Consider the following 19,264-nt stretch of genomic DNA (forward strand, 5'->3'; position numbering starts at 1 on the left):
CCATCTTCCAGTCCACTCGTGGATAGAGAAAGTTGAATTTGTTGACGGTAAACTTCAGCTTTTCTGAAGGAGGGCCGGCTGGTGCGGGAAATCAGTCTGGATCGTTTGCGCACCCTGGTGGCCATCGCCGACCACGGGTCATTCGCCGAAGCGGCACGGGTGCTCAACCTCGCGCCGCCGACGGTGAGCCTGCACATCGCTGATCTGGAGCAGCGAGTGGGCGGCGTGTTGCTCTCGCGCACGCGGGGCCGGGTTCAGCCCTCGGCCATCGGCGACACCCTGATCGAGCGCGCGCGGCGCCTGTTGGCCGATGCCGAGCAGGCGCTGGAAGACGTCGAGCGTCAGGTCCAGGGACTGGCCGGGCGGGTGCGATTGGGTGCATCGACGGGTGTCATCGCGCAATTGCTGCCCCAGGCGCTGGAAACCCTGGAGCAGTTACACCCGGGCATCGACGTGCAGGTCGCGGTGCTGACATCGCAACAGACGTTGCAAAAGCTCGCGGACGGCAGCCTGGACATCGGCGTGATTGCGCTGCCTCAAGCGCCGGTGAAGGGCTTGTCGATTCAGCCGTGGCGCCGGGACCCGGTGATGGCGTTTTTGCCGGCGCGCTGGGACTGCCCGTCGGTCATCACGCCGTCATGGCTCGCCAGTCAGCCGCTGATTCTCAACGACGCCACCACGCGGCTGTCCCGTCAGGTGGCCGAGTGGTTTGCCGGCGAGGGGCCGCAGCCGACGCCGCGCATTCAGCTTAATTACAACGACGCGATCAAGAGTCTGGTGGGGGCGGGCTATGGCGCGACATTGCTGCCCCATGAGGCGTCCACGCCCGCGCCGGAGAGCCGCATTGTCATGCGTCCGTTGCAGCCGGCATTGTGGCGGGAGTTGGGCATTGCGCACCGGGCCGGAAGCGTCGAACGCTCGACCCGCTATGTGCTGGAGGTGTTGCAGGAGTTGGAAGCGTTGTAGCGCACAGGGGGTTGAAAACAAACGTGTAGCCGACCGGGGCTTGATCCTGTCAGGCGCCCGGTCGGTTACAACGTTGAAGTCATGCCATCAGAATTTAAACGCCTGGCGCCCGATCAGCAGCCAGTGGCCTTTCTGTTTTTGCCAGACCTGAAAGTTTTCGATCTCGGTCGGCACGACCTTGCCGCTGTTCACGGCTTCTGCGGAGAAGTGGTTGCGCACCAGGGCAGTGTCGCCGTTCATGTTGATTGTCTGGTTTTTCATTTCCAGGGTGTTGAAGCCGCTGCGACCGGTTTCGATGTCGGCGATGAATTCATCCTTGTTCTGCACCTTGCCGCTGGAGTGCCCGTAGGTGACGTTGTCGGACGTCAACGCTTTGAGGCCGGCGATGTCCTTGTGCAGCATCGCCTGGGTCATGTTGTCGACGGCCTTGGCGACGGCTTGTTCATCGGCAGAAGGGGCGGCGGCCACGAAGCCTGAAAACAGGCACAAGAAGCCGAGGGTCAGTTTGAGTCGGGTCATGAGTGCATCCTTTTTTATTGTTGATGGAAGCGGCATGCAGGGCCATTTTTGTCGAAAAGTGGCTTTGTACGTCGTCGTACAACTGCGCCGCTCAGGCTAGCCCACAACGAGACAGTTGGAAAGCGCGCCGTGGAAAGATGCTGTTCGACAGCGCGTGATGTTGACGCACTCGGCCTAAATACTGCTTTACTGAGGGCTCGCTGCGGCACGTTCAGGCGCTCGGTTCTACGCCTGTGCCCGTTGAACAATCGATGAGGATGCGCACAGATGACCCGTCTCACCGCCAAAGACTTCGCCCCTGAATTGCTTGAGCTTTACGACTATTACGTTCACGGCAAGATCAACCGCCGGGAGTTTCTGGATCGCGCGGCGGTGTTCGCCGTGGGCGGGCTTGCCGCCACGACGATTCTGGCTTCGCTGAGCCCCAATTATGCGCTGGCCGAGCAGGTCAAGTTTACCGACCCGGACATCATCGCCGAGTACATCACGTATCCGTCGCCCAAGGGCAATGGCCAGGTGCGCGGTTATCTGGTGCGGCCGGCGAAGGCCGATGCCAAACTCGCGTCGGTGCTGGTGGTGCATGAGAATCGCGGCCTCAATCCCTACATCGAAGATGTCGCCCGGCGTGTGGCCAAGGCCGGTTTTATCGCCCTGGCGCCTGACGGTTTGTCTTCGGTCGGGGGCTATCCGGGCAACGATGACCAAGGTCGCGAGCTGCAGGCGAAGGTCGATCCGGAGAAGCTGATGAATGACTTTTTCGCCGGCATCGAGTGGCTGATGGCTCATCACGCTTCCACCGGGAAAGTCGGGATCACCGGGTTTTGTTACGGCGGGGGCGTAGCCAATGCTGCTGCCGTGGCTTATCCGGAGTTGGCGGCGGCGGTGCCGTTTTATGGCCGTCAGCCCAGGGCCGAGGATGTGAGCCGGATCAAGGCGCCGTTGTTGTTGCATTACGCAGAGCTCGACAAGCCGATCACCGATGGCTGGCCGGCGTATGAAGCGGCATTGAAGGCGGCGGGCAAAACGTATGAGGCGCATATTTATAAGGGCGCCAACCATGGTTTTCATAACGATTCGACGCCGCGGTATGACGATGCTGCTGCGACGTTGGCGTGGGAGCGGACGGTCGCATGGTTCAAAAAGTATCTGGTTTGAGGTGAGGCTGGGAGAAGGTCAAGAGCGTCTGCCTGGGGGCAGACTGTTTCGCCTTCGGCGAGTTACTTGGAAAAGCACCCCAAGTAACCAAGGGTGCTTGCTCTCGGTTGGGTTCCTCCTTCGTCGGAATACCCTCACTCCGACGACGCTCCGTGGGCCCGCGCCGAACGGACATCCATGTCCTGACGGCGCTCTCGCCGCATCCATGCGGCTCGGCCCACTGCGCGTCGTCTGCGTTCGGCCTGCACCCAAGTCGCGTTTGGTGGTGCCTGGGCTTTTTGCGTAGGAAGATCAAAAGCAGATCAACAGCTTCCCGGCTGAAGCCGGTCCCACTGACTGCACGCGTTGCTTTTAGTGGGACCGGCTTTAGCCGGGAAGAGGCCGGTGTGTTCGACATCACTTTTGCGGTGTGACGCCGAATGCCTTCCCGGCTAAGCCAGTCCCACTAGGTGATCGCGGTGTGCCAGCTGGCACCAAAACCCTGCACGGTGTGCTTTTTTGAGGCGAGTGCAGGCTCTTTCAACAGTGAGTAAGAAACCATCCACCCAGGCCGGCCGGGGCTTTCACCCCCGTGGCCCGGCTTTTGCTTTTGTTGAATCCAAACTTGGATACAAGATGGAAGCCTCCCATGCATGACCTCCAACACCCCCATATCGGCTGGACGATCAACGAATGGCTAACGGCCTATCAGACCGGGCAGTTGTCCCCGGAAGTCCTGCTCACGCTCCCCAGCGCTTACCCGGAAACCGATACCGCGTGGATCGCCCGGGCCAGTCAGGCGCAGGTTAGCGAGCAGCTCGACGCCCTCGCCGAGCGGCTCGCGGCGTTGAACGGCGATATCAGCCAACTGCCGCTGTACGGCGTGCCGTTCGCGATCAAGGACAATATCGACGCAGCGGGCTGGCCGACGACGGCGGCGTGCCCGGAATTCGCCTACGCCGCGAGCAAGGACGCGACGGTGCTGGCCCGACTGCGCGCAGCCGGGGCGATTTTGATGGGCAAGACCAACCTCGATCAGTTCGCCACCGGGCTGGTCGGCACGCGCTCGCCCTACGGCGCCGTGCCCAACAGTTTCAATCCCGATTACGTCAGCGGCGGCTCCAGCTCTGGATCGGCGTCGGTGGTGGCGCGGGGGTTGGTGGCGTTTTCGCTGGGCACCGACACCGCAGGCTCTGGCCGGGTGCCGGCGGGCTTCAACAACATCGTCGGCCTGAAACCGACCAAGGGCCGGTTGCCTAACACCGGGCTGGTGCCGGCGTGCAAGACGGTGGACTGCATTTCGATCTTCGCGCTGACGGTGGACGACGCGCAGAAAGTTGCCGGTCTCGCTGAAGGATTCGATGGCGATGACGCCTATTCCCGCCACAACCCTGGCACAGCGCCGGTGGGCTTTCGCGCAGCGATGAAGCTGGCGGTGCCGGATACCCTGGAATTCTTCGGTGATGCACAGAATCAGGCGGTGTTCGAGCAGGCGCTGCACCGTTTGAGCGGCATGGGCGCCGAGATCACCCGCATCGACTTCGCCCCGTTCAAGGCCCTGGCGGAGCAGTTGTATTATGGCCCGTGGGTCGCCGAACGCACGGTGGCCCTGACCTCGATGCTGGAAACCAACCCCGACGCCATCAATCCTGTAGTGCGCGGTATTGTCGAAAACGGTCTGGCCTACAGCGCCTGTGACGCCTACCGCGCCGAGTACCTGCGCGCCACGCTGAGCCGGCAGATCAACGACGCGCTGGCCGGGTTCGACGCATTGGTCGTACCCACGTCCGCGACCTTGCGCACCCAGGCAGAAATGGCCGTGGAGCCGGTGCTCTATAACTCCCAGTTCGGCTTCTACACCAACTTCACCAACCTGGCGGACCTCTCGGCTCTGGCGTTGCCTGCCGGTATGCGCGCCGATGGCTTGCCGTCGGGCATCACCTTGATTGCACCGGCATGGCATGACACCGCACTTGCCCGGTTTGGCCAGCGCTGGCAGGAAAGCATCGGCTTGCCCATGGGCGCAACCGGCCGCGCAATGCCAGCGTCGACAGCGCCGACACTTTCGCCAGCGATTGCACCGCGCGGCAGCGTGCGCGTTGCCGTGGTGGGCGCGCACCTGACCGGCATGCCGCTGAACGTGCAGCTCACCCGCCGCGATGCCGTGCTCGTCGAACAAACCCTGACCGCAGGCGACTACCGGCTCTACGCCTTGCCCGACACCGTGCCGCCCAAACCAGGGCTGGTGAAATCCCCAGGCGGAGCGTCGATCATCGTCGAGCTGTGGGACATACCGCTGGCGCGCTTTGGCGAGTTCGTGGCCGAGATCCCCGCGCCGCTGGGCATCGGCAACCTGACGCTGAAGGACGGTCGCAGCGTCAAGGGTTTCATCTGCGAGCCTTGGGCGATTGATGGCGCGCTGGACATCACCTCGTTCGGTGGCTGGCGCGCGTACATCGCCAGCCTGAAAAAAGCCTGACCCGACGCCTGACGCGACCCCAAGATGCCGTCGCGTCAGGCGCAAAGATCACCTGCCGGAGCACCCAGGCCATCATCCCTTCACAGAAACCCAAACTGCGCCCGGACAATATGGCCGAGCGCATCTATCAGCAGCTCAAGGAAGACATCTTCGAGTTCCGCCTGCTGCCGGGGGATCGCTTCAGCGAAGGCGAGGTGGCCGAACGCGTGCAGGCCAGCCGCACGCCGGTGCGGCAGGCGCTGTATCGGCTGGAGCGCGAAGGCTATCTGGAGGTGCATTTCCGCAGCGGCTGGCGGGTGAGGGCGTTCGATTTCACTTATTTCGAAGAGCTTTACGACGTGAGGATCGTGCTGGAATGCGCGGCACTGGCGCGGCTGGAGACATTGGATCTGGAGCAACACCCGGTCATCGACGAGCTGAAATGCACTTGGCTCGTCACGCCCCCCGAGCGCCTGCAAGATGCCCAGCAGGTGTCAGCGCTGGATGAGCGTTTCCACTGCGCACTGCTGGAGGCGGCAGGCAACACCGAAATGGCGCGCCTGCACCTGGAGATCACCGAGAAGATACGCATCATTCGCCGCCTGGATTTCACTCAGGCGGCGCGCATCGAGGCGACCTACGATGAGCATGGGCAGATTCTCGGCGCCGTGCTCAACGGCCACACAGGGCAGGCCCAGCAGTTGCTCACGCGTCATATCGAAATCAGCAAGCAGGAGGTGCGCAAGATCACCCTGCACCGGCTCCATGTCGCCCGGCCATGAGCTGACGTCTGCACCTCACATCAGCGGCAAACGACAAAGCACTCAGCGCGGGTTGCGCCGCTCCGCCACTTCGGCCAATACCGCCAGGTCCATCTCGCCCTGACCATGGTCGATGGCGTCCTGCAAGTGGGCGCGAATCATGTCGGCGCTCGGCATCTGCACCGACACCTGGCTGGCCGCCGCCAGCACCAGATCCACGTCCTTGAGCCCAAGCACTGCCTTGAACGCGGCCGGCTCGTACGTGCGTTCACCGATCAGCGCGCCATAACCGGCGTACACCGGGCCGGGGAAGATCGTCCCCGCCGCCAGTTCCACCAGATCGGCCGATTTCAGGCCGTGGCGGGTGACCAGCACGGCCGCTTCGCTCATCGCCTCGATGGCCGAGACCAGCATGAAGTTCATGGCCAGTTTCATGGCGTTGGCGCTGGAGGGTTTGTCGCCCATGCGCCAGGTCTTGCTGCCGATCAGGTCGAACAACGGCTGCACTGTCTCGATGGCTTCAGCGGAGCCGGCAGCCATGATGTTCAGCTTCGCGGCGGCGGCCATGTTGGGGCGGCCCATCACCGGCGCGGCGATGTAGTCGATGCCCTGTGCGGCGTGCAGCTCGGCCAACTCGTCGGCGAAGGTCACGGAAATGGTCGCCATGTTGATGTGGATCAGCGGGCCCTTGAGTGACTTGAGCAGACCGGAATCCAGCAGCACCGCGCGCAGGGCCTTGTCGTCGGCGAGCATGCTGAACACCACGTCGGCGGCGAACGCTTGCGCAGGCTCGGTGACCGCCGTGGCGCCTTGCTCGACCAATGGCTTCGCCACGTCGGGAGAACGGTTCCAGACCAGCAGTTCATGACCGCCTTTCAACAGATTGCCAGCCACGGCCTGACCCATATTGCCGAGGCCCAAAAAGCCGATTTTCATGGGGATGCGCTCCAGTAGAAGGTGGGTGTGGGGCGCACACTCGTATCATCAAACCGGGAGCCATTCACTTAAATCCTTGGCCCGTATGTCGGAATTGATCCGCTGCAACTGGGACAGGTCAAGGGTCCCCAGTGGCTTATCTCCCGCCTGTTCGGCCACTTCAGCCGCCAGCTTCTGCCTGAACAGCGCGGTCTGGGAGGCGTCCAGGTACTGGGCTTTTTCACTCTTTCGGGCTTTCACCCGCACGACCAGATCGGCGGGCAGTTCGACACCTTTGATGGCGCAGCCCAGGCACACCGTCGCGAGGTCATCCAGGCCTCGCACTTCCATTTCCTTGAGCTTGCCGCCGTTTTCCGGGCTCCCCGACAGCGGGTGTTCACCATGCTGATAGGAATATTGCTTGGTCCCCGCGCGGTACTGGATCTCGTGAGTGGACAGGTTGTCGATCTTCTCGAAGCCGAACACCAGCGGAACAATCCCACCCTGATTCAACACGCCCAGATAAGGAGCCTTGCCATCCTCCAGGGAGCGCTGCAACTCGCTGGCCGCCTGGTGATAAAAACGATTCAGGTCCTCACCCCTTAGCTCCTTGACCTCTGTGCCGGAACGCAGGGCGATGGAGCCCGGCATTTTAAGGTCTTCCAGGTGCTCTTCCAGCGGCGTGCCGATGAATTTCCGCCCGCTCAGCTTGTTGATGTAGCTGGCGTGCAGGAAACGCTGCAGCCATGCGGCACCCTCGGCAGGCAGTTGTTCGGGATTGGCGACGTTGATCGTGGGCGCCATGTCATTGCCTGGCAACGTCTTGCCGCTATCCAGGGCATGGAGGATGACCTGCGCCATGCGGTGTTGCAGCGCCCGCGAGTGTGCATTACTGGTATTGATACCGTCGCCTGCCGCATAGACCCGGGCCTTGCCGCGCAGGTTGGGCCGGGTGGTCGTGTCATTTGAGCTCTCCCGGGTGCGATCGGAGAAAAACACCTTGCCTTCCAAAGACTGGCTGCCGCCCTTGGCATCATTGACGCCGCCTTTGAGCGCCCCTGACTGCAGGATTTCCAGCCCCCACGGGGTGCCGTGCAACGCCTCCGGCTTAGCATAGGCCAGGGGCGCCGTCGGGTTGAGTGACTGCAGCAGGGCCATGCGCAATCCGGAGCGGCTGCGCTCGTCGATGTCGCGCATTCTGTCGAGCACATCCAGCGGCGAATGGCCTTCGGCGTTCAAGGTGTTGGCGCGCTGGCCGTCCTTGCGCAGACGCGCCAGCGCCTCGGCGTCGCGATTGGCCACGGCCGCGTGCAGCGTCGGGCTGGCCTTGGACGTTTCAGCGTTGTCCGAAGGGCTGTGTGAGGGGACAGCCGGGATGAAAGGCGAGGAAGTTCGGATAGGAGTCATAAGGGCGCGCTTATGGTTAAAAACGCCTGAGTGGAGCCGGCGCGCCTAACGGTTCCACATCACCCGTGCTTTGCCGACTGCCGCGCCTCGCCGCGTATCACCAGACCGATGCCGACCCCCGAGACCGCCATGCCCAGGGCCATCAGCCACGACAGCGGTTCGTCGAACAGGGCCCAGGCCAGCAGCAGCGTCAGCGGCGGGCTGAGGTAAAGGACACTGGCAACCCGCGTTGGCGTGGCACGACGCAGGCACATCCAGTACAGCCCGTAACCGCCGACCGTCGACACCGACGTCCACAGCACACTCATCGCGAAGCCTGAATTGGGGACGGGCGCGAGACTCCCGTGCAGTCCCGCAACGAGGGCAAACACGAAGGTCGAGACGAAGCACTGCAGCCACAGGTTGGGCAGCAGGCCCAATGCCTGCGGGTCGGGGGAATGTTTTTGCCACAGGGTCGCCACTGCCAGCGACAGCATGCCCAGCACCGGCAGGGCGTAGGCCCATGGGGGTGCGCTGCCCCAGGCCAGCGCGTCGTGGGTCGCCAGCATCACGCCCGCCAGGCCGATGAGCAAACCGATCCATACGCTGCGGGCCAATCGCTGGCGCAGCACCACGGCCGCGAGCACGGCCATGCCGATCGGCAGCAGGTCGGCGAACAGCGCTGCCAGCCCGGCCGGCACGCCAAGGGCAATCCCCTCGGTCACGCCGAACAGATAACCGGCCATGGCCAGCAGGCCGATGCCGGCGTTTTTCAGCACCACCGCGGGCGGCGTCTGGCGCAGTTGCCGGGCTACAAAGGGAAACAGAATCAGCGTGACCAGGAGGCAACGCCAGAACACCACCAGCGACGCCGGCGCGAAATCGATGGAGAAGCGCGCGCCAATGAAGCCCGAGCTCCAGATGATCACCAGCCCGGCTTCGAGCATCGGCAAGGGGAAAATCCGGCGTCGAGACGGAAGGGGAAGGCTCGCGTTGGTCAGTTCGTTTGAAGTGTTCATGGACCCAACGTACCCAACCGCCGTAATCTAATAAATCAAAATAAACGACAGCAGTGCTTCGGGATCAGTGAACCATGAGCGCCATTCTGGATATCGAACAGGTCCGCACCTTTCACGCCGTGGCGCGCATTGGCAAGTTCAGCGCGGCGGCGGAACAGCTGCACAAAAGCCCGGCGGCGGTCAGCGTGCACGTGCAGCGGCTGGAAGCGGTGGCGGGCGGGCGACTGCTCAACCGCGACAATCAGTCGGTCTCGCTGACGCCGCTGGGCAAGCGGTTTCTGACTTCCACCGCCGCGCTGCTGAGCACCCACGATCAAGTGCTGGCCGAGCTGCAGGGCACGCAGCTGGCGGGGCGCATCACCCTGGGCGTGCCGGATGAATACGCCACGCACCTGATTCGCGACGTGCTGCCGATTTTCACCGCCGCGTGGCCGAATATCGTTCTGGAGTTGAAGACCGCGCCCAGCTTCATCTTGCGCGAGCAGGTGCGGCGGGGGCGGCTGCAGGTGGCGGTCATCGCCCTGCCCGAAGGCCAGTTGGGTGCGGACGATCAACTGCTGGTGCCGACGACCCCGGTGTGGGTCGGCGCCGCACATCACTCGGGGGATTTACCGGACCCATTGCCGCTGGCCGTGCACGCCGCGCAATGCTCGTACCGGCAAGCGATGATCGAGTCACTCAAGCGCAGCGGCCACCGCATGCGCATCGTGCTGGAGAGTTCGTCCAATCAGGCGGTCAAGGCCTGCGTCGAAGCAGGCTTGGGGATCAGCGTGATCGACCGCGCCCGGGTCACCGACGGCATGCGCATTCTGGACGGCCTGCCGCTGATCGCCGACCACGACATCATCGTCGTGCGCTCGTCAGCCTCCCACGGCGATGACGCGGTGGACCTGCTGCGGCGGGCGATCGGTCAGTATTTCCGCCTCTGACGGCGGCGCGGTTCAGTCCTCGGAGCGCTCGCAGAAACGCAGGCGGTTGCCGAACGGATCGGCGATTTCCATGACCTTGCCCCAGTCGAGGTCCTGAATGCCGGGGCGCGAATAGCCGTAGTTTTTCGCCAGCAGTTCGCGCTGCAATTCAGCGATGTCGCTGACCGGCACGAAGATCGTCGAGCCCGGCGTCGCGTCGCCATGGTGTTCAGTCAGGTGGATCACAAGCTGGTCGCGGCGGGCCTGGGCATACAGCGGCAGACCCGGTTCAAAGCGGTGCTCCCAGTCCAGGCTGAAGCCGAGAAACTCGACGTAGAACTCTTTCGCCTTGGCTTCGGAAAAAATACGAATCAGCGGTATTGCCGGGGACATCTGCACAGGGGTTCACTCCTTGATGGTCTGAGCGGGCGATTCTAGCCCAGAGTGCAATAACGGTTGGTGTTTACACGGCCCTCTTCCCGGCTAAAGCCGGTCACCCTGACGGGAAAGGCGCGAGGCAGAAACAAAAACGGCGCCGTGCTGAAGATCAGCAACGGCGCGCGTCAGAGGAACGAGGGATAAAGCGACTTAGCTGCGCAGGTCTTTCTTGATTTCGTCTTCGTCTTTGTGAGGTGCCGCTGTCGGCAGCTCGGGAGGATAGAACTCGCCTTTGAGATTCAGTGCGGCAATGCGCGTCTTGAGCTTTTCGATGACCAGGTCGATGTCCTGTTGATCATCGAGGTCGTCCACCCGCAGCCACAGGTGCGGAAGGTTTTCAAAGTACACGCCGTCGATTTCCACATCGGAGGTCATCTCGCGATCCTGGCGCCACAGGCACTTGCGGTGGACCGTCGCCGGGTCTTGTGGCCAGGTTTCTGACGTGGTCAGCCAGACCTCGTGGTAATCCTGCAGATCGATTTCTTCAACTTTGTCCAGTGGGATAAACGTATTCACATATCACCTGTCAGCCAAGGGGACCGGGCGAGGTCGTTGCGCTGCAGACTGCCCCAGGTCCCATACCGTTTCAAAAAGCGCATACCACTATGGCCGCCGTTTGGCGGACGAGTTCAACGCCGCGCGCTATTGCCGCACGGCCAAGCCACGTCAACGCAGCGATATCAATGCAGCGCCGGTTCGCGACTGAACGCGTCAACCGCGCGCACCAGCCCTTTGGCGGCCAGCGCCACCAGTTCTCCGCCCCTTTCCGGCGTGGCCAGTGCAGGGTCAGAGCCCATACGCCCGTCGGGGAAGCGCGCGCGAAAATCCTTCGCTTCGCGGATCGGACCGGTCGGGGCAATCTGCGGCGAGTAGTCCGCTGATTTGATCGACTCCGGGTAGGCCCACTGGGTCACCGCGATCTCGGACGGCGTCGCGTGGGAGCCGTGGCCCACCGGGAACTGCCGATGGGCGAGTTCACCAACGCCTTCCAGGTCCCACCAGTTGGTCAGCTTGAGCGCAAAGCCTGCAGACCGCCCGGCGAAACTGGCCTCGGCATACAGCTCGGAAAACGCTGCCTCGATCGACGCGACGTTGCCGCCGTGCCCATTGAGGAAGAGGATTTTTTCGAAGCCATGACCCGCCAGCGAGCGCGCCCAGTCACCAATGGCGGCGATGAACGTCGAGGGGCGCAGCGAGATCGTCCCGGGAAAGCCCAGATGGTGCTGCGCCATGCCGATGTTGAAGGTCGGCGCGATCAGGATGTCGGCGCTCCTCTGTGCTTCGTGGGCGATGATCTGAGGGCACATCCAGTCAGTGCCGAGCAGGCCGGTGGGGCCATGTTGTTCGTTCGAGCCAATGGGCACGACGATCGTGCGGCTGCGTTTGAGAAACTGCTCGATCTCGATCCACGTGGACTGGTGCAGAAGCATGTCAGGTGCTCTCCTCAGGGAAGGGGGCTTCAGAAAACCGGGTGATGGCGAAAAATCAATGTGCAGCGCAGCGCCGCCGGGTGGCCGCGCCGAAATCGGCAATCGGCGCTCAGGCGGGCGGCTCAGAAGGAAAACGCGCGATGAAACAGGTGCCCAGTTCCGCCGATGAGCTCACGGTCAGGATCCCGTCATGGGCAGTGGCGATCTGTGAGGCGATGTACAGCCCCAGTCCCAAGCCTTCCCCGCGACCACCGGCTTCGGACCGGGTGAAGGGCTCGAACAGCAGCGGCATCAGCCGTGGCGAAATGGGCGCGCCATAATTCATGACGGAAATGATGACCTGATCGCATTCCTGCCAGACGTGCAGATGGATCGGCGTCGTGGGTGACCCGTGGGTGACGGCGTTGCCCAGCAGGTTGGACAGCAACTGACTGATGCGCAGTGGGTCGCAGTAGACGGTGCCGCTGAGGTCGATGGCCTCGATAAAGCTCGCCTGCGGGTGCGACGCGCGGATCTCGTCCACCGTCGCTGTCAACACCTCGGAAAGTTCGTCGGTGATGTGGCGTTTCACCGGTATCCCGCCGCCCATTCGGCCCCGGGCGAAATCCAGCACGTTCTCGATCAACACGCCCATGCGGATCGAACTCTGCCGTATGGCGGCCACCAGCCCCAGCGAGCGCTTGTCTTCGGTTTTGGTCGCCAACAGGTCGGCGCTCATGCGGATCGCACTCAACGGCGTACGCAGGTCGTGGCCCAGCACCGCCATGAATTGCTCGCGCAGCCGGCCGTGCTCGTGGGCGTCGGTCAGCTCGGCCCGGGCGCTCTCCAGGTGGCCCTGGGTGTCCAGGCTCATGGCGATCAATTGCGCGAACAGGGTCAGCGTCTTGACGATGGCAGGATCGCCCAGGTTGGCCGGCACTGAATCGATCGCGCACAGCGTGCCGAAGAAACGGCCGTCGGCCAGGATGATGGGGATCGAGATGTAGCTTTCCAGGCCGTAGGTGAGGGGCGTGTGGTGGGTGGCGTACTGCGGATCGGCGCTGGCGTGGCCGAACACTACAGGTTGCTGATGCTGCCTGATCTCGTGGCAGATGGTCGATTCCAGCACCAGTTCGCCGCCCGGCTTGAGGCCGAAATTGATCGAGTCATCGACGGCGCAGGCCACCCAGTGGCTTTGCGTGACCCTGGCGATCGCCGCGAAGCGCATGCCGGTGATGTGCTTGACCATGCTCAGAATGACGGGCACGGCAGGGATCGCACTGATCGCCTCAACATCCAAAGCAAACTCTGGGCGGGTCATCGGATCTGGCTCTGGGGTGGTGGGAGGGCAGCGTAGCTAAAATCGGCCGATATGGCTAACCCCTCGGCCCCCTTACGCGACGTGTCGGCGCAGATTATTGAACCCTGAGCCTCGCGCAGTGGTCGTTTTATTGATGCCCCAAGGGCAAATGTCATTTGCGTCCCATGAGCTGTTTGCTGTCGGTCGACGTGGCGATACTTGTCAGCCTTATGTCTCTTGAAGCGTTTGCTTCTCCCAGCTTCTAATTCTCAAAACAATGGGCCCATGGATGGCCGCCGCGAGGTTGAACGATGATTGCGATGCACCGATTTGCACTGCTGATGACCACTGCTGCGATGCTCAGTGCCTGCGGCGAGACCGCCAAGCTGCCGTTCCAGGCGGGTGTAGGCGCGCAGCCGCAACTGCCCGAGCCGAACAGCACGCTGATTCCGACGGTCAAGATGTCCAAGGCCGTCGGTTGGAAGGGCACCGACACGCCCAAGGCCGCCGAGGGCTTCAAGGTCGGCGCGCTGGCAGAGAACCTCGATCACCCGCGCTGGCTGTACAGCCTGCCCAACGGCGACATCCTGGTGGCCGAAAGCAACAAGCCGCCCAAGCCTGAAGGTGCGACGGACGGCGGGCCGGGCGTGATGGCCTGGATCAAGCGCACCGCCACCGGGATCGTCATGAGCCGGGTCGGCGCCGAAGCCGAGAGCGCCAACCGCATCAGCATCCTGCGTGATGCCGACGGCGATGGCCGCGCGGAAATGAAGAAGGTGTTCATCAGCGGCCTGACCTCGCCGTTCGGCATGGTGCTGGTGGGCAACGAGCTGTTCATCGCCAATGCCGACGCCGTGGTCAAAATCCCGTACAACGACGGCCAGACCGAAAGCACCGCCAAGCCGGTGAAAGTCACCGACCTGCCGGCGGGCATCAATCACCACTGGACCAAGAACATCATCGCCAACCGCGAAGGCACCAAGCTGTACGTCACCGTGGGCTCGAACAGCAACGTGGGCGAGAACGGTCTGGAGGCCGAAGAAGGCCGCGCGGCGGTCTGGGAAGTCGACGTCAAGACCGGGCAAAAACGCCTGTTCGCCAGCGGCCTGCGCAACCCCAACGGGCTGGCCTGGAAGCCGGGCAGCAACGAGCTGTGGACGGTGGTCAACGAGCGTGACGAAATTGGCAGCGACCTGGTGCCGGATTACCTCACCTCGGTCAAGGACGGCGCGTTCTACGGCTGGCCCTGGAGCTACTACGGCCAACACGTCGACAGCCGCTTGCAGCCGCCGCGCCCGGACATGGTCGCCAAGGCCATCGCCCCGGATTACGCCCTCGGCACCCACGTCGCGCCGCTGGGCCTGACCTGGTCCGACCCGCGCGGCATGCCGGCCAAATTTGCCGACGGCGTGTTCGTCGGCGAGCACGGCTCGTGGAACCGCAATCCCCAGGCGGGCTACAAAGTCGTCTTCGTCGGCTTCAAGGATGGCCGCCCAACCGGCCTGCCGGTGGACGTCCTGACCGGCTTCCTCAACGCCGACGGCGACGCGCAGGGCCGTCCGGTCGGCGTGATCCTCGACAAACAGGGCGCGTTGCTGGTCGCAGACGATGTGGGCAACAAGGTCTGGCGCGTCAGTCAGGCCAAGTGATGGCGCAGCGATGAAATGAAAAATGCCGGTGATGATCACCGGCATTTTTCGTTCGAGGGCAGCTTGCTACCTTTCGCCCAAGGGGAGCAAATAAGGTTGAACGTCACCCACGACCTGGCGTCGTATTTTCTATAGGGCGGCGCCTCTATGGGACGCTCAGGCTTTGTTGAAGCATCGGTAAAGGTGTTTCTCACTCCGCCTACCATTCCTGAAATCGATAGTGACCATCACGGTAGGCGAGTTCTCTTTTTCTCGGAAGAGAGGAGGATGGCCCCATACCGAACTTGCTTGAGAAGGACGCCACGCGATGAAAATTTCAACCCTGCTGACCCTCGTCGCCGTGCTGTCCAGCGGTTTCGTCGCTACGGGTTCTGCTGCAGCGGCGGTCACTGTTTCGGCGGCAGACGCCGAGGCGTGCCATTTGCTGCCGGTGGTTGAAAGCCGTGTGGCGTTGCAGTCTTCTCAAAGCGTTGGTGTGCTCTACAGCGAAAACACCGTCAGCACCCTCGAATACCTTGAGCGTTATCACGCCGTGGCGTTGAAAGGCGTCAAGAACGGCGGGCTGGATTCGCGTATTCGTGAGGCGTTCGTGAGCAGCTCCGATCCGAAACTGGCGATGGACTGGCTGAAAGGTTCTTTGGAGAAACAGTTCGCATCGGTGACCGTGTATGACAATCTCGACGCGCTGATGCAGGCGCGGCCGGACGTGGTAGTCATGCTCGACACCTATAGCCGCCTGGTGTCCCAGCGGAATTCTCAGGTGGAAGCGCGCTTTATTGCGAAGTTCTACGACTCGAACCTGCAATACATCGGCAAGGCTGAAGGCCTCGGCGCCAAAGAGCTGACCTCGGTGTGGGTCCACGACAAGGCCGCTCCGGAGATCGCCGCGCAGATCAACCAGCAGCGCGACCTGCAGATCAACGCCCTGAAGCAGTTCGATGCTTCGCTCAAGGCGCTGGTGACCACCGGTAATTCGGCGGAAGTGGCGAGTAATTGATCGCTGCCTACAAGGCGAACGCGGTTCGATAGTGGGACCGGCTTTAGCCGGGAAGAGGCCGGTGTAATCGCCCTCGATTTTGCAGCGTGACGCCCGACGCCTTCCCGGCTGAAGCCGGTCCCACTAGGTGAACGCAGTTCCCGAGGTGAATCCCGCCTGAGCCTTTCCCCTGATACAACAAAAAACCGCTGCGCCCCTCATCAAGGCGTCAGCGGTTTTTTTGTGGGAGCAGTTATTTGCTGTCAGGCAACGCGTAGGCAATCACGTAATCACCGCGATCCGCCGACTGACGGGCGCCGCCTGCGGTGATGACGATGTACTGCTTGCCGGTCTTCGGTGACACATACGTCATCGGGCCGCCCTGACTGCCAACGGGCAAGCGGGCTTTCCAGGCTTCTTCGCCGTTGGCGGTGTTGAACGCGCGCAGGTAGTAATCCTGGGTGCCGGCGATGAACACCAGTCCGCCCTGAGTCGACAGCGTGCCCCCCAGCGTCGGCATGCCGATCGGCAGCGGCAGGTGCATTTTGATGCCCATCGGGCCGGTGTCCTGAACGGTGCCCACCGGCACTTGCCAGGCAATTTTTTGGGTCTTCATGTCGATGGCGGTCAGCGTGCCGAACGGCGGCGCCTGGCACGGAATGCCGGCCACGGACAGGAAGCGGTTTTTGTTTACGGCGTAAGGGGTGCCTTTCAGCGGCACGGCGCCCATGCCGGTGTTCAGCGCTTCACCGCCGGACGCCGCAATGGCGTCCTTCAGTTGCGGCACCATCTGAATCCACAGGCCCAGGCGCATGTCATTGACGAAGATGAAGCCATGCATCGGGTCGGTCGACAGGCTGCCCCAGTTCATCCCGCCCAGAGAGCCCGGAAAGCTTAGGGAAATGTCGGTGCCCGGCGCCGTGAACAGGCCCTCGTAGCGCATCTTCTTGAACGAAATCCGGCACAGCAACTGGTCGAACGGCGTGGCGCCCCACATGTCCGACTCGGTCAGTGTCTGCGCGCCGATCTGCGGCATACCGACGGATTTTGGCTGGGTCGGCGAGTACGGTTCGTTGGGGATGTTCGACGCCTTGACCGGGACTTCCTTGACCTCGGTCAGCGGCTGGCCCGTGTGACGATCGAGGACGAAAATCTGCCCGGCCTTGGTGCCGATGACCAGCGCCGGCACCTTGCTGCCGTCAGGCTTGGCGAAGTCGATCAGGCTCGGCTGCATCGGCAGGTCGAAATCCCAGAGGTCGTTGTGGACCGTCTGATACACCCACTTCTGCACGCCGGTGGTGGCGTTCAATGCCAGCACCGAGGCGCCGTAGGTGTGGTCGAGCTCCGTGCGTTTCACACCATAGATATCGGTGGACGAACTGCCCATCGGCAGGAACAGCGTGTTCATGGCCGGGTCGTAGGACATCGGTGCCCAACTGTTCGGCGTGCTGCGCACATAGGTTTTGTCGGCGGCAGGGGCCTGCTTGTCTTCGGGATTGCCCGGATCGAACGCCCAGCGCATCTGCCCGGTGACCACGTCAAAGCCACGGATCACGCCGCCTGGCATGTCGGCCTGAACGTTGTCGGCCACGCGTCCGCCGACGACCACGGTGGTCCCGGCCATCAGCGGCGCGGATGACAGTTGATAGTAGGAATCGGGCACGTTGCCCAGACCGGCCTTGAGGTCGACCTGGCCGTTGTTGCCGAAGCCCTGGCAGAACTCGCCGGTGTCGGCGTCCACGGCAATCAGGCGCGCGTCGATGGTGTTGGTCAGCAAACGACGCTGGCAGTTGGCGCCGGCGGGCACTGCGACCGGCGCGGCGGGGGTGCTGCCATCGGTGGGTGGCGCGACGGCGGCGCTGGCATCGAAATAGGCCAGCCCGCGGCAGCGTTGCCACACGGCGGACTTGGCGTTGATTTCGTTTTTCCACAATTGCTTGCCGGTGTCGGCGTCCAGCGCGATGACGTTGTTGTGGGGCGTGCAGATGAACACCTTGTCGCCGACCTGCAGCGGGGTCATCTGGTCTTCGGCGCCATTGCCGTCGCTGATGGCGACGTCGCCGGTGTGGTAGGTCCAGGCCGGCACCAGCTTGCTGACGTTGTCGCGGTTGATCTGGTCCAGCGCGGCGAAGCGGCTGCCGCCTTCATCGTTGCCGTAATGGGCCCAGTCTTTCTGCGCGTGGGCCGGATCGACTTTGGTCAGCGCCGGGCCATCGCCCGTGGGCGACACCGAGGCATGGGGCTGAAACATCCACCAGAACCCGGCGACCATCGCCACCGCCAGCACACCGCCAACGAGGTAACCGCCGCGACCGGCCGCGAGGCCATTGGCCCTGCGCAGGGAAGGGTAGATCAGTGCGACCAGCAGGCTCAGGACGCCCAGCGCAAACAGCCGGGAAACCAGCGGCCAGAACACCAGCCCGGCGTCCACCAGCGCCCAGATCAGCGTCAGCAGCATCACCGCTGCAAACAGCCAGGCGCCTGACAGGCGACGCCGGAACAGCAGGACGGCCGAGATAATCAGGCCCAGACCGGCCAACAGGAAATACGCGCTGCCGCCTAGCGTGACGAGATAGCCGCCGCCCGCTGCAAAAAGTAATCCGAAAACCAGCACGCCCAGCGCGACGACCCGGATGGGCCAGCGGCTGACGGCTGCAGAAGGTTGTGAGTGATTCATGAGGCTTTCCTGCTGACGCGAAGAAGGGTCGTGGATGACCGATCAAGTGAGGTGAGGACAAGGGTTCAGAGCGTGATGGCTGCCAGATGGGGTTCTTCCGGCATTATCCGTCGCGTAATTAACCGGTTAGTTAATTCCGGCGACGATAGCAAAAAAACGCCATGCCTGCGTCAATTTGTCTCTGTTTGGGTGAGTCGGGGCGGGCGTCCTTCGGGGCTGGACGTATTAACGCTACTGATCCATGAACGCGCGTAAGCGGTGTTGCAGGCGGTCAACCGCGTTGTCCATCGCAAGAAACGCCTCGACCGTCATCACCTGCCATCGCTGGCCTTCGTCGCCGAACACCACCTGATCGAACAGGCCCTCAGCCACTTCAGCGACGAAAAACCAGGTGTCGAGCCCGTTGACGCCCTGACCCGGGTAGACCCGTTTGTGGATGAAGGAAGCGGGGTCGAGGACGATGCCGAATTCTTCCAGCGTTTCCCGCACGGCGCACTCTTCCGGGGTCTCGTCGCCTTCGCGGCCGCCGCCGGGCAGGTCCCACAGATTCGGCCACGGGATCTCCGGCTTGTCATCGCGTTGGTACGTCAGCAGCGAACCGTTGCACAGAATCGCGACTTTCGCACCGGAGAAGGGAGGGTGAGAGGACATGATTGCGCCTTCATGGAGTCAGTACGGATAACCTAGCACTTCCTGGCTGAGGCATCGTCTCGCAGCCAATAGCGCTGCCACACCGCAATCATTCAGTA

At 62.9% G+C, this 19,264-nt stretch carries 17 protein-coding genes; 7 read left to right on the forward strand and 10 right to left on the reverse strand.

The features are described 5' to 3' along the window. Positions 1–81: 81 nt before the first annotated feature. Positions 82–966, forward strand: coding sequence for a LysR family transcriptional regulator (locus ACYASU_RS06030; RefSeq protein WP_463582252.1), 885 nt, complete (start codon positions 82–84; stop codon positions 964–966). A gap of 87 nt (positions 967–1,053) precedes the next feature. On the opposite strand, the gene ACYASU_RS06035 is transcribed toward ACYASU_RS06030, so the two are convergent. Next, the gene (locus ACYASU_RS06035; RefSeq protein WP_192172305.1) at positions 1,054–1,485 is read right to left on the reverse strand and encodes a nuclear transport factor 2 family protein; all 432 of its coding nucleotides are present in this window, start codon (positions 1,483–1,485) and stop codon (positions 1,054–1,056) included. A gap of 267 nt (positions 1,486–1,752) precedes the next feature. Between ACYASU_RS06035 and yghX the strand changes: the two genes are divergently transcribed. From yghX to ACYASU_RS06050, 3 genes are all read left to right on the forward strand, one after another. Continuing rightward, the gene (gene yghX, locus ACYASU_RS06040; protein WP_463582253.1) at positions 1,753–2,640 is read left to right on the forward strand and encodes a YghX family hydrolase; all 888 of its coding nucleotides are present in this window, start codon (positions 1,753–1,755) and stop codon (positions 2,638–2,640) included. Between the two features lie 628 nt (positions 2,641–3,268). After that, complete coding sequence (gene atzF / locus ACYASU_RS06045; protein ID WP_463582254.1) at positions 3,269–5,098, forward strand: allophanate hydrolase; 1,830 nt, start codon at positions 3,269–3,271, stop codon at positions 5,096–5,098. A gap of 110 nt (positions 5,099–5,208) precedes the next feature. Continuing rightward, a complete protein-coding gene (locus ACYASU_RS06050) occupies positions 5,209–5,859 on the forward strand; it encodes a GntR family transcriptional regulator (protein ID WP_463582255.1) in 651 nt (216 codons plus the stop codon). 42 nt (positions 5,860–5,901) lie between these two features. Here ACYASU_RS06050 and ACYASU_RS06055 read toward each other — a convergent pair whose 3' ends face one another. The 3 genes from ACYASU_RS06055 to ACYASU_RS06065 are packed head-to-tail and all read right to left on the reverse strand — an operon-like array spanning position 5,902 to position 9,086. Then, positions 5,902–6,774, reverse strand: coding sequence for an NAD(P)-dependent oxidoreductase (locus ACYASU_RS06055; protein WP_463582256.1), 873 nt, complete (start codon positions 6,772–6,774; stop codon positions 5,902–5,904). A gap of 48 nt (positions 6,775–6,822) precedes the next feature. Then, positions 6,823–8,160 (reverse strand): ankyrin repeat domain-containing protein, encoded by a 1,338-nt coding sequence (locus tag ACYASU_RS06060; protein ID WP_463582257.1) that lies wholly within the window; start codon positions 8,158–8,160, stop codon positions 6,823–6,825. A 59-nt stretch (positions 8,161–8,219) separates the two neighbouring features. Continuing rightward, positions 8,220–9,086, reverse strand: coding sequence for a DMT family transporter (locus tag ACYASU_RS06065; RefSeq protein WP_463582276.1), 867 nt, complete (start codon positions 9,084–9,086; stop codon positions 8,220–8,222). A gap of 146 nt (positions 9,087–9,232) precedes the next feature. On the opposite strand from ACYASU_RS06065, the gene ACYASU_RS06070 reads away from it, so the two are divergent. Further along, entirely contained in the window at positions 9,233–10,087 is an 855-nt protein-coding gene (locus tag ACYASU_RS06070; RefSeq protein ID WP_282373446.1) for a LysR family transcriptional regulator, read from the forward strand. A gap of 12 nt (positions 10,088–10,099) precedes the next feature. Here the strand turns inward: ACYASU_RS06070 and ACYASU_RS06075 are convergent, their stop codons facing one another. From ACYASU_RS06075 to ACYASU_RS06090, 4 genes are all read right to left on the reverse strand, one after another. Then, entirely contained in the window at positions 10,100–10,465 is a 366-nt protein-coding gene (locus tag ACYASU_RS06075; RefSeq protein ID WP_282373445.1) for a glyoxalase superfamily protein, read from the reverse strand. A 189-nt stretch (positions 10,466–10,654) separates the two neighbouring features. Next, positions 10,655–11,020 carry a hypothetical protein gene (locus tag ACYASU_RS06080; protein ID WP_192172315.1) on the reverse strand — a complete coding sequence of 122 codons (366 nt, stop codon included), beginning with the start codon at positions 11,018–11,020 and terminating at the stop codon, positions 10,655–10,657. Positions 11,021–11,184: 164 nt separating this feature from the next. Further along, positions 11,185–11,934, reverse strand: a complete 750-nt coding sequence (locus tag ACYASU_RS06085) for a creatininase family protein (protein ID WP_463582258.1) — start codon at positions 11,932–11,934, stop codon at positions 11,185–11,187. A gap of 109 nt (positions 11,935–12,043) precedes the next feature. Then, positions 12,044–13,234 carry a GAF domain-containing sensor histidine kinase gene (locus ACYASU_RS06090; RefSeq protein WP_463582259.1) on the reverse strand — a complete coding sequence of 397 codons (1,191 nt, stop codon included), beginning with the start codon at positions 13,232–13,234 and terminating at the stop codon, positions 12,044–12,046. Positions 13,235–13,524: 290 nt separating this feature from the next. On the opposite strand from ACYASU_RS06090, the gene ACYASU_RS06095 reads away from it, so the two are divergent. Then, on the forward strand, positions 13,525–14,862 hold the full coding sequence (locus tag ACYASU_RS06095; RefSeq protein WP_463582260.1) for a PQQ-dependent sugar dehydrogenase: 1,338 nt from the start codon (positions 13,525–13,527) through the stop codon (positions 14,860–14,862). Between the two features lie 307 nt (positions 14,863–15,169). Then, a complete protein-coding gene (locus tag ACYASU_RS06100; protein ID WP_463582261.1) occupies positions 15,170–15,859 on the forward strand; it encodes an ATPase in 690 nt (229 codons plus the stop codon). A gap of 232 nt (positions 15,860–16,091) precedes the next feature. On the opposite strand, the gene ACYASU_RS06105 is transcribed toward ACYASU_RS06100, so the two are convergent. Both ACYASU_RS06105 and ACYASU_RS06110 read right to left on the reverse strand, forming a co-directional pair. Then, positions 16,092–18,515 carry a glucose/quinate/shikimate family membrane-bound PQQ-dependent dehydrogenase gene (locus ACYASU_RS06105; RefSeq protein WP_463582262.1) on the reverse strand — a complete coding sequence of 808 codons (2,424 nt, stop codon included), beginning with the start codon at positions 18,513–18,515 and terminating at the stop codon, positions 16,092–16,094. Between the two features lie 231 nt (positions 18,516–18,746). After that, a complete protein-coding gene (locus ACYASU_RS06110; RefSeq protein ID WP_463582263.1) occupies positions 18,747–19,166 on the reverse strand; it encodes an NUDIX hydrolase in 420 nt (139 codons plus the stop codon). Between the last annotated feature and the right edge of the window lie 98 nt (positions 19,167–19,264).

This window comes from Pseudomonas sp. HP_12 (assembly GCF_055283955.1).

Coding starts and splice junctions, on each gene's coding strand:
- ACYASU_RS06070 (WP_282373446.1), top strand. CDS start 9,233: ATGAGCGCCATTCTGGATATCGAACAGGTCCGCACCTTTCACGCCGTG.
- ACYASU_RS06110 (WP_463582263.1), bottom strand. CDS start 19,166: ATGTCCTCTCACCCTCCCTTCTCCGGTGCGAAAGTCGCGATTCTGTGC.
- yghX (WP_463582253.1), top strand. CDS start 1,753: ATGACCCGTCTCACCGCCAAAGACTTCGCCCCTGAATTGCTTGAGCTT.
- ACYASU_RS06085 (WP_463582258.1), bottom strand. CDS start 11,934: ATGCTTCTGCACCAGTCCACGTGGATCGAGATCGAGCAGTTTCTCAAA.
- ACYASU_RS06055 (WP_463582256.1), bottom strand. CDS start 6,774: ATGAAAATCGGCTTTTTGGGCCTCGGCAATATGGGTCAGGCCGTGGCT.
- ACYASU_RS06090 (WP_463582259.1), bottom strand. CDS start 13,234: ATGACCCGCCCAGAGTTTGCTTTGGATGTTGAGGCGATCAGTGCGATC.
- atzF (WP_463582254.1), top strand. CDS start 3,269: ATGCATGACCTCCAACACCCCCATATCGGCTGGACGATCAACGAATGG.
- ACYASU_RS06060 (WP_463582257.1), bottom strand. CDS start 8,160: ATGACTCCTATCCGAACTTCCTCGCCTTTCATCCCGGCTGTCCCCTCA.
- ACYASU_RS06100 (WP_463582261.1), top strand. CDS start 15,170: ATGAAAATTTCAACCCTGCTGACCCTCGTCGCCGTGCTGTCCAGCGGT.
- ACYASU_RS06035 (WP_192172305.1), bottom strand. CDS start 1,485: ATGACCCGACTCAAACTGACCCTCGGCTTCTTGTGCCTGTTTTCAGGC.
- ACYASU_RS06065 (WP_463582276.1), bottom strand. CDS start 9,086: ATGCTCGAAGCCGGGCTGGTGATCATCTGGAGCTCGGGCTTCATTGGC.
- ACYASU_RS06105 (WP_463582262.1), bottom strand. CDS start 18,515: ATGAATCACTCACAACCTTCTGCAGCCGTCAGCCGCTGGCCCATCCGG.
- ACYASU_RS06095 (WP_463582260.1), top strand. CDS start 13,525: ATGATTGCGATGCACCGATTTGCACTGCTGATGACCACTGCTGCGATG.
- ACYASU_RS06050 (WP_463582255.1), top strand. CDS start 5,209: ATGGCCGAGCGCATCTATCAGCAGCTCAAGGAAGACATCTTCGAGTTC.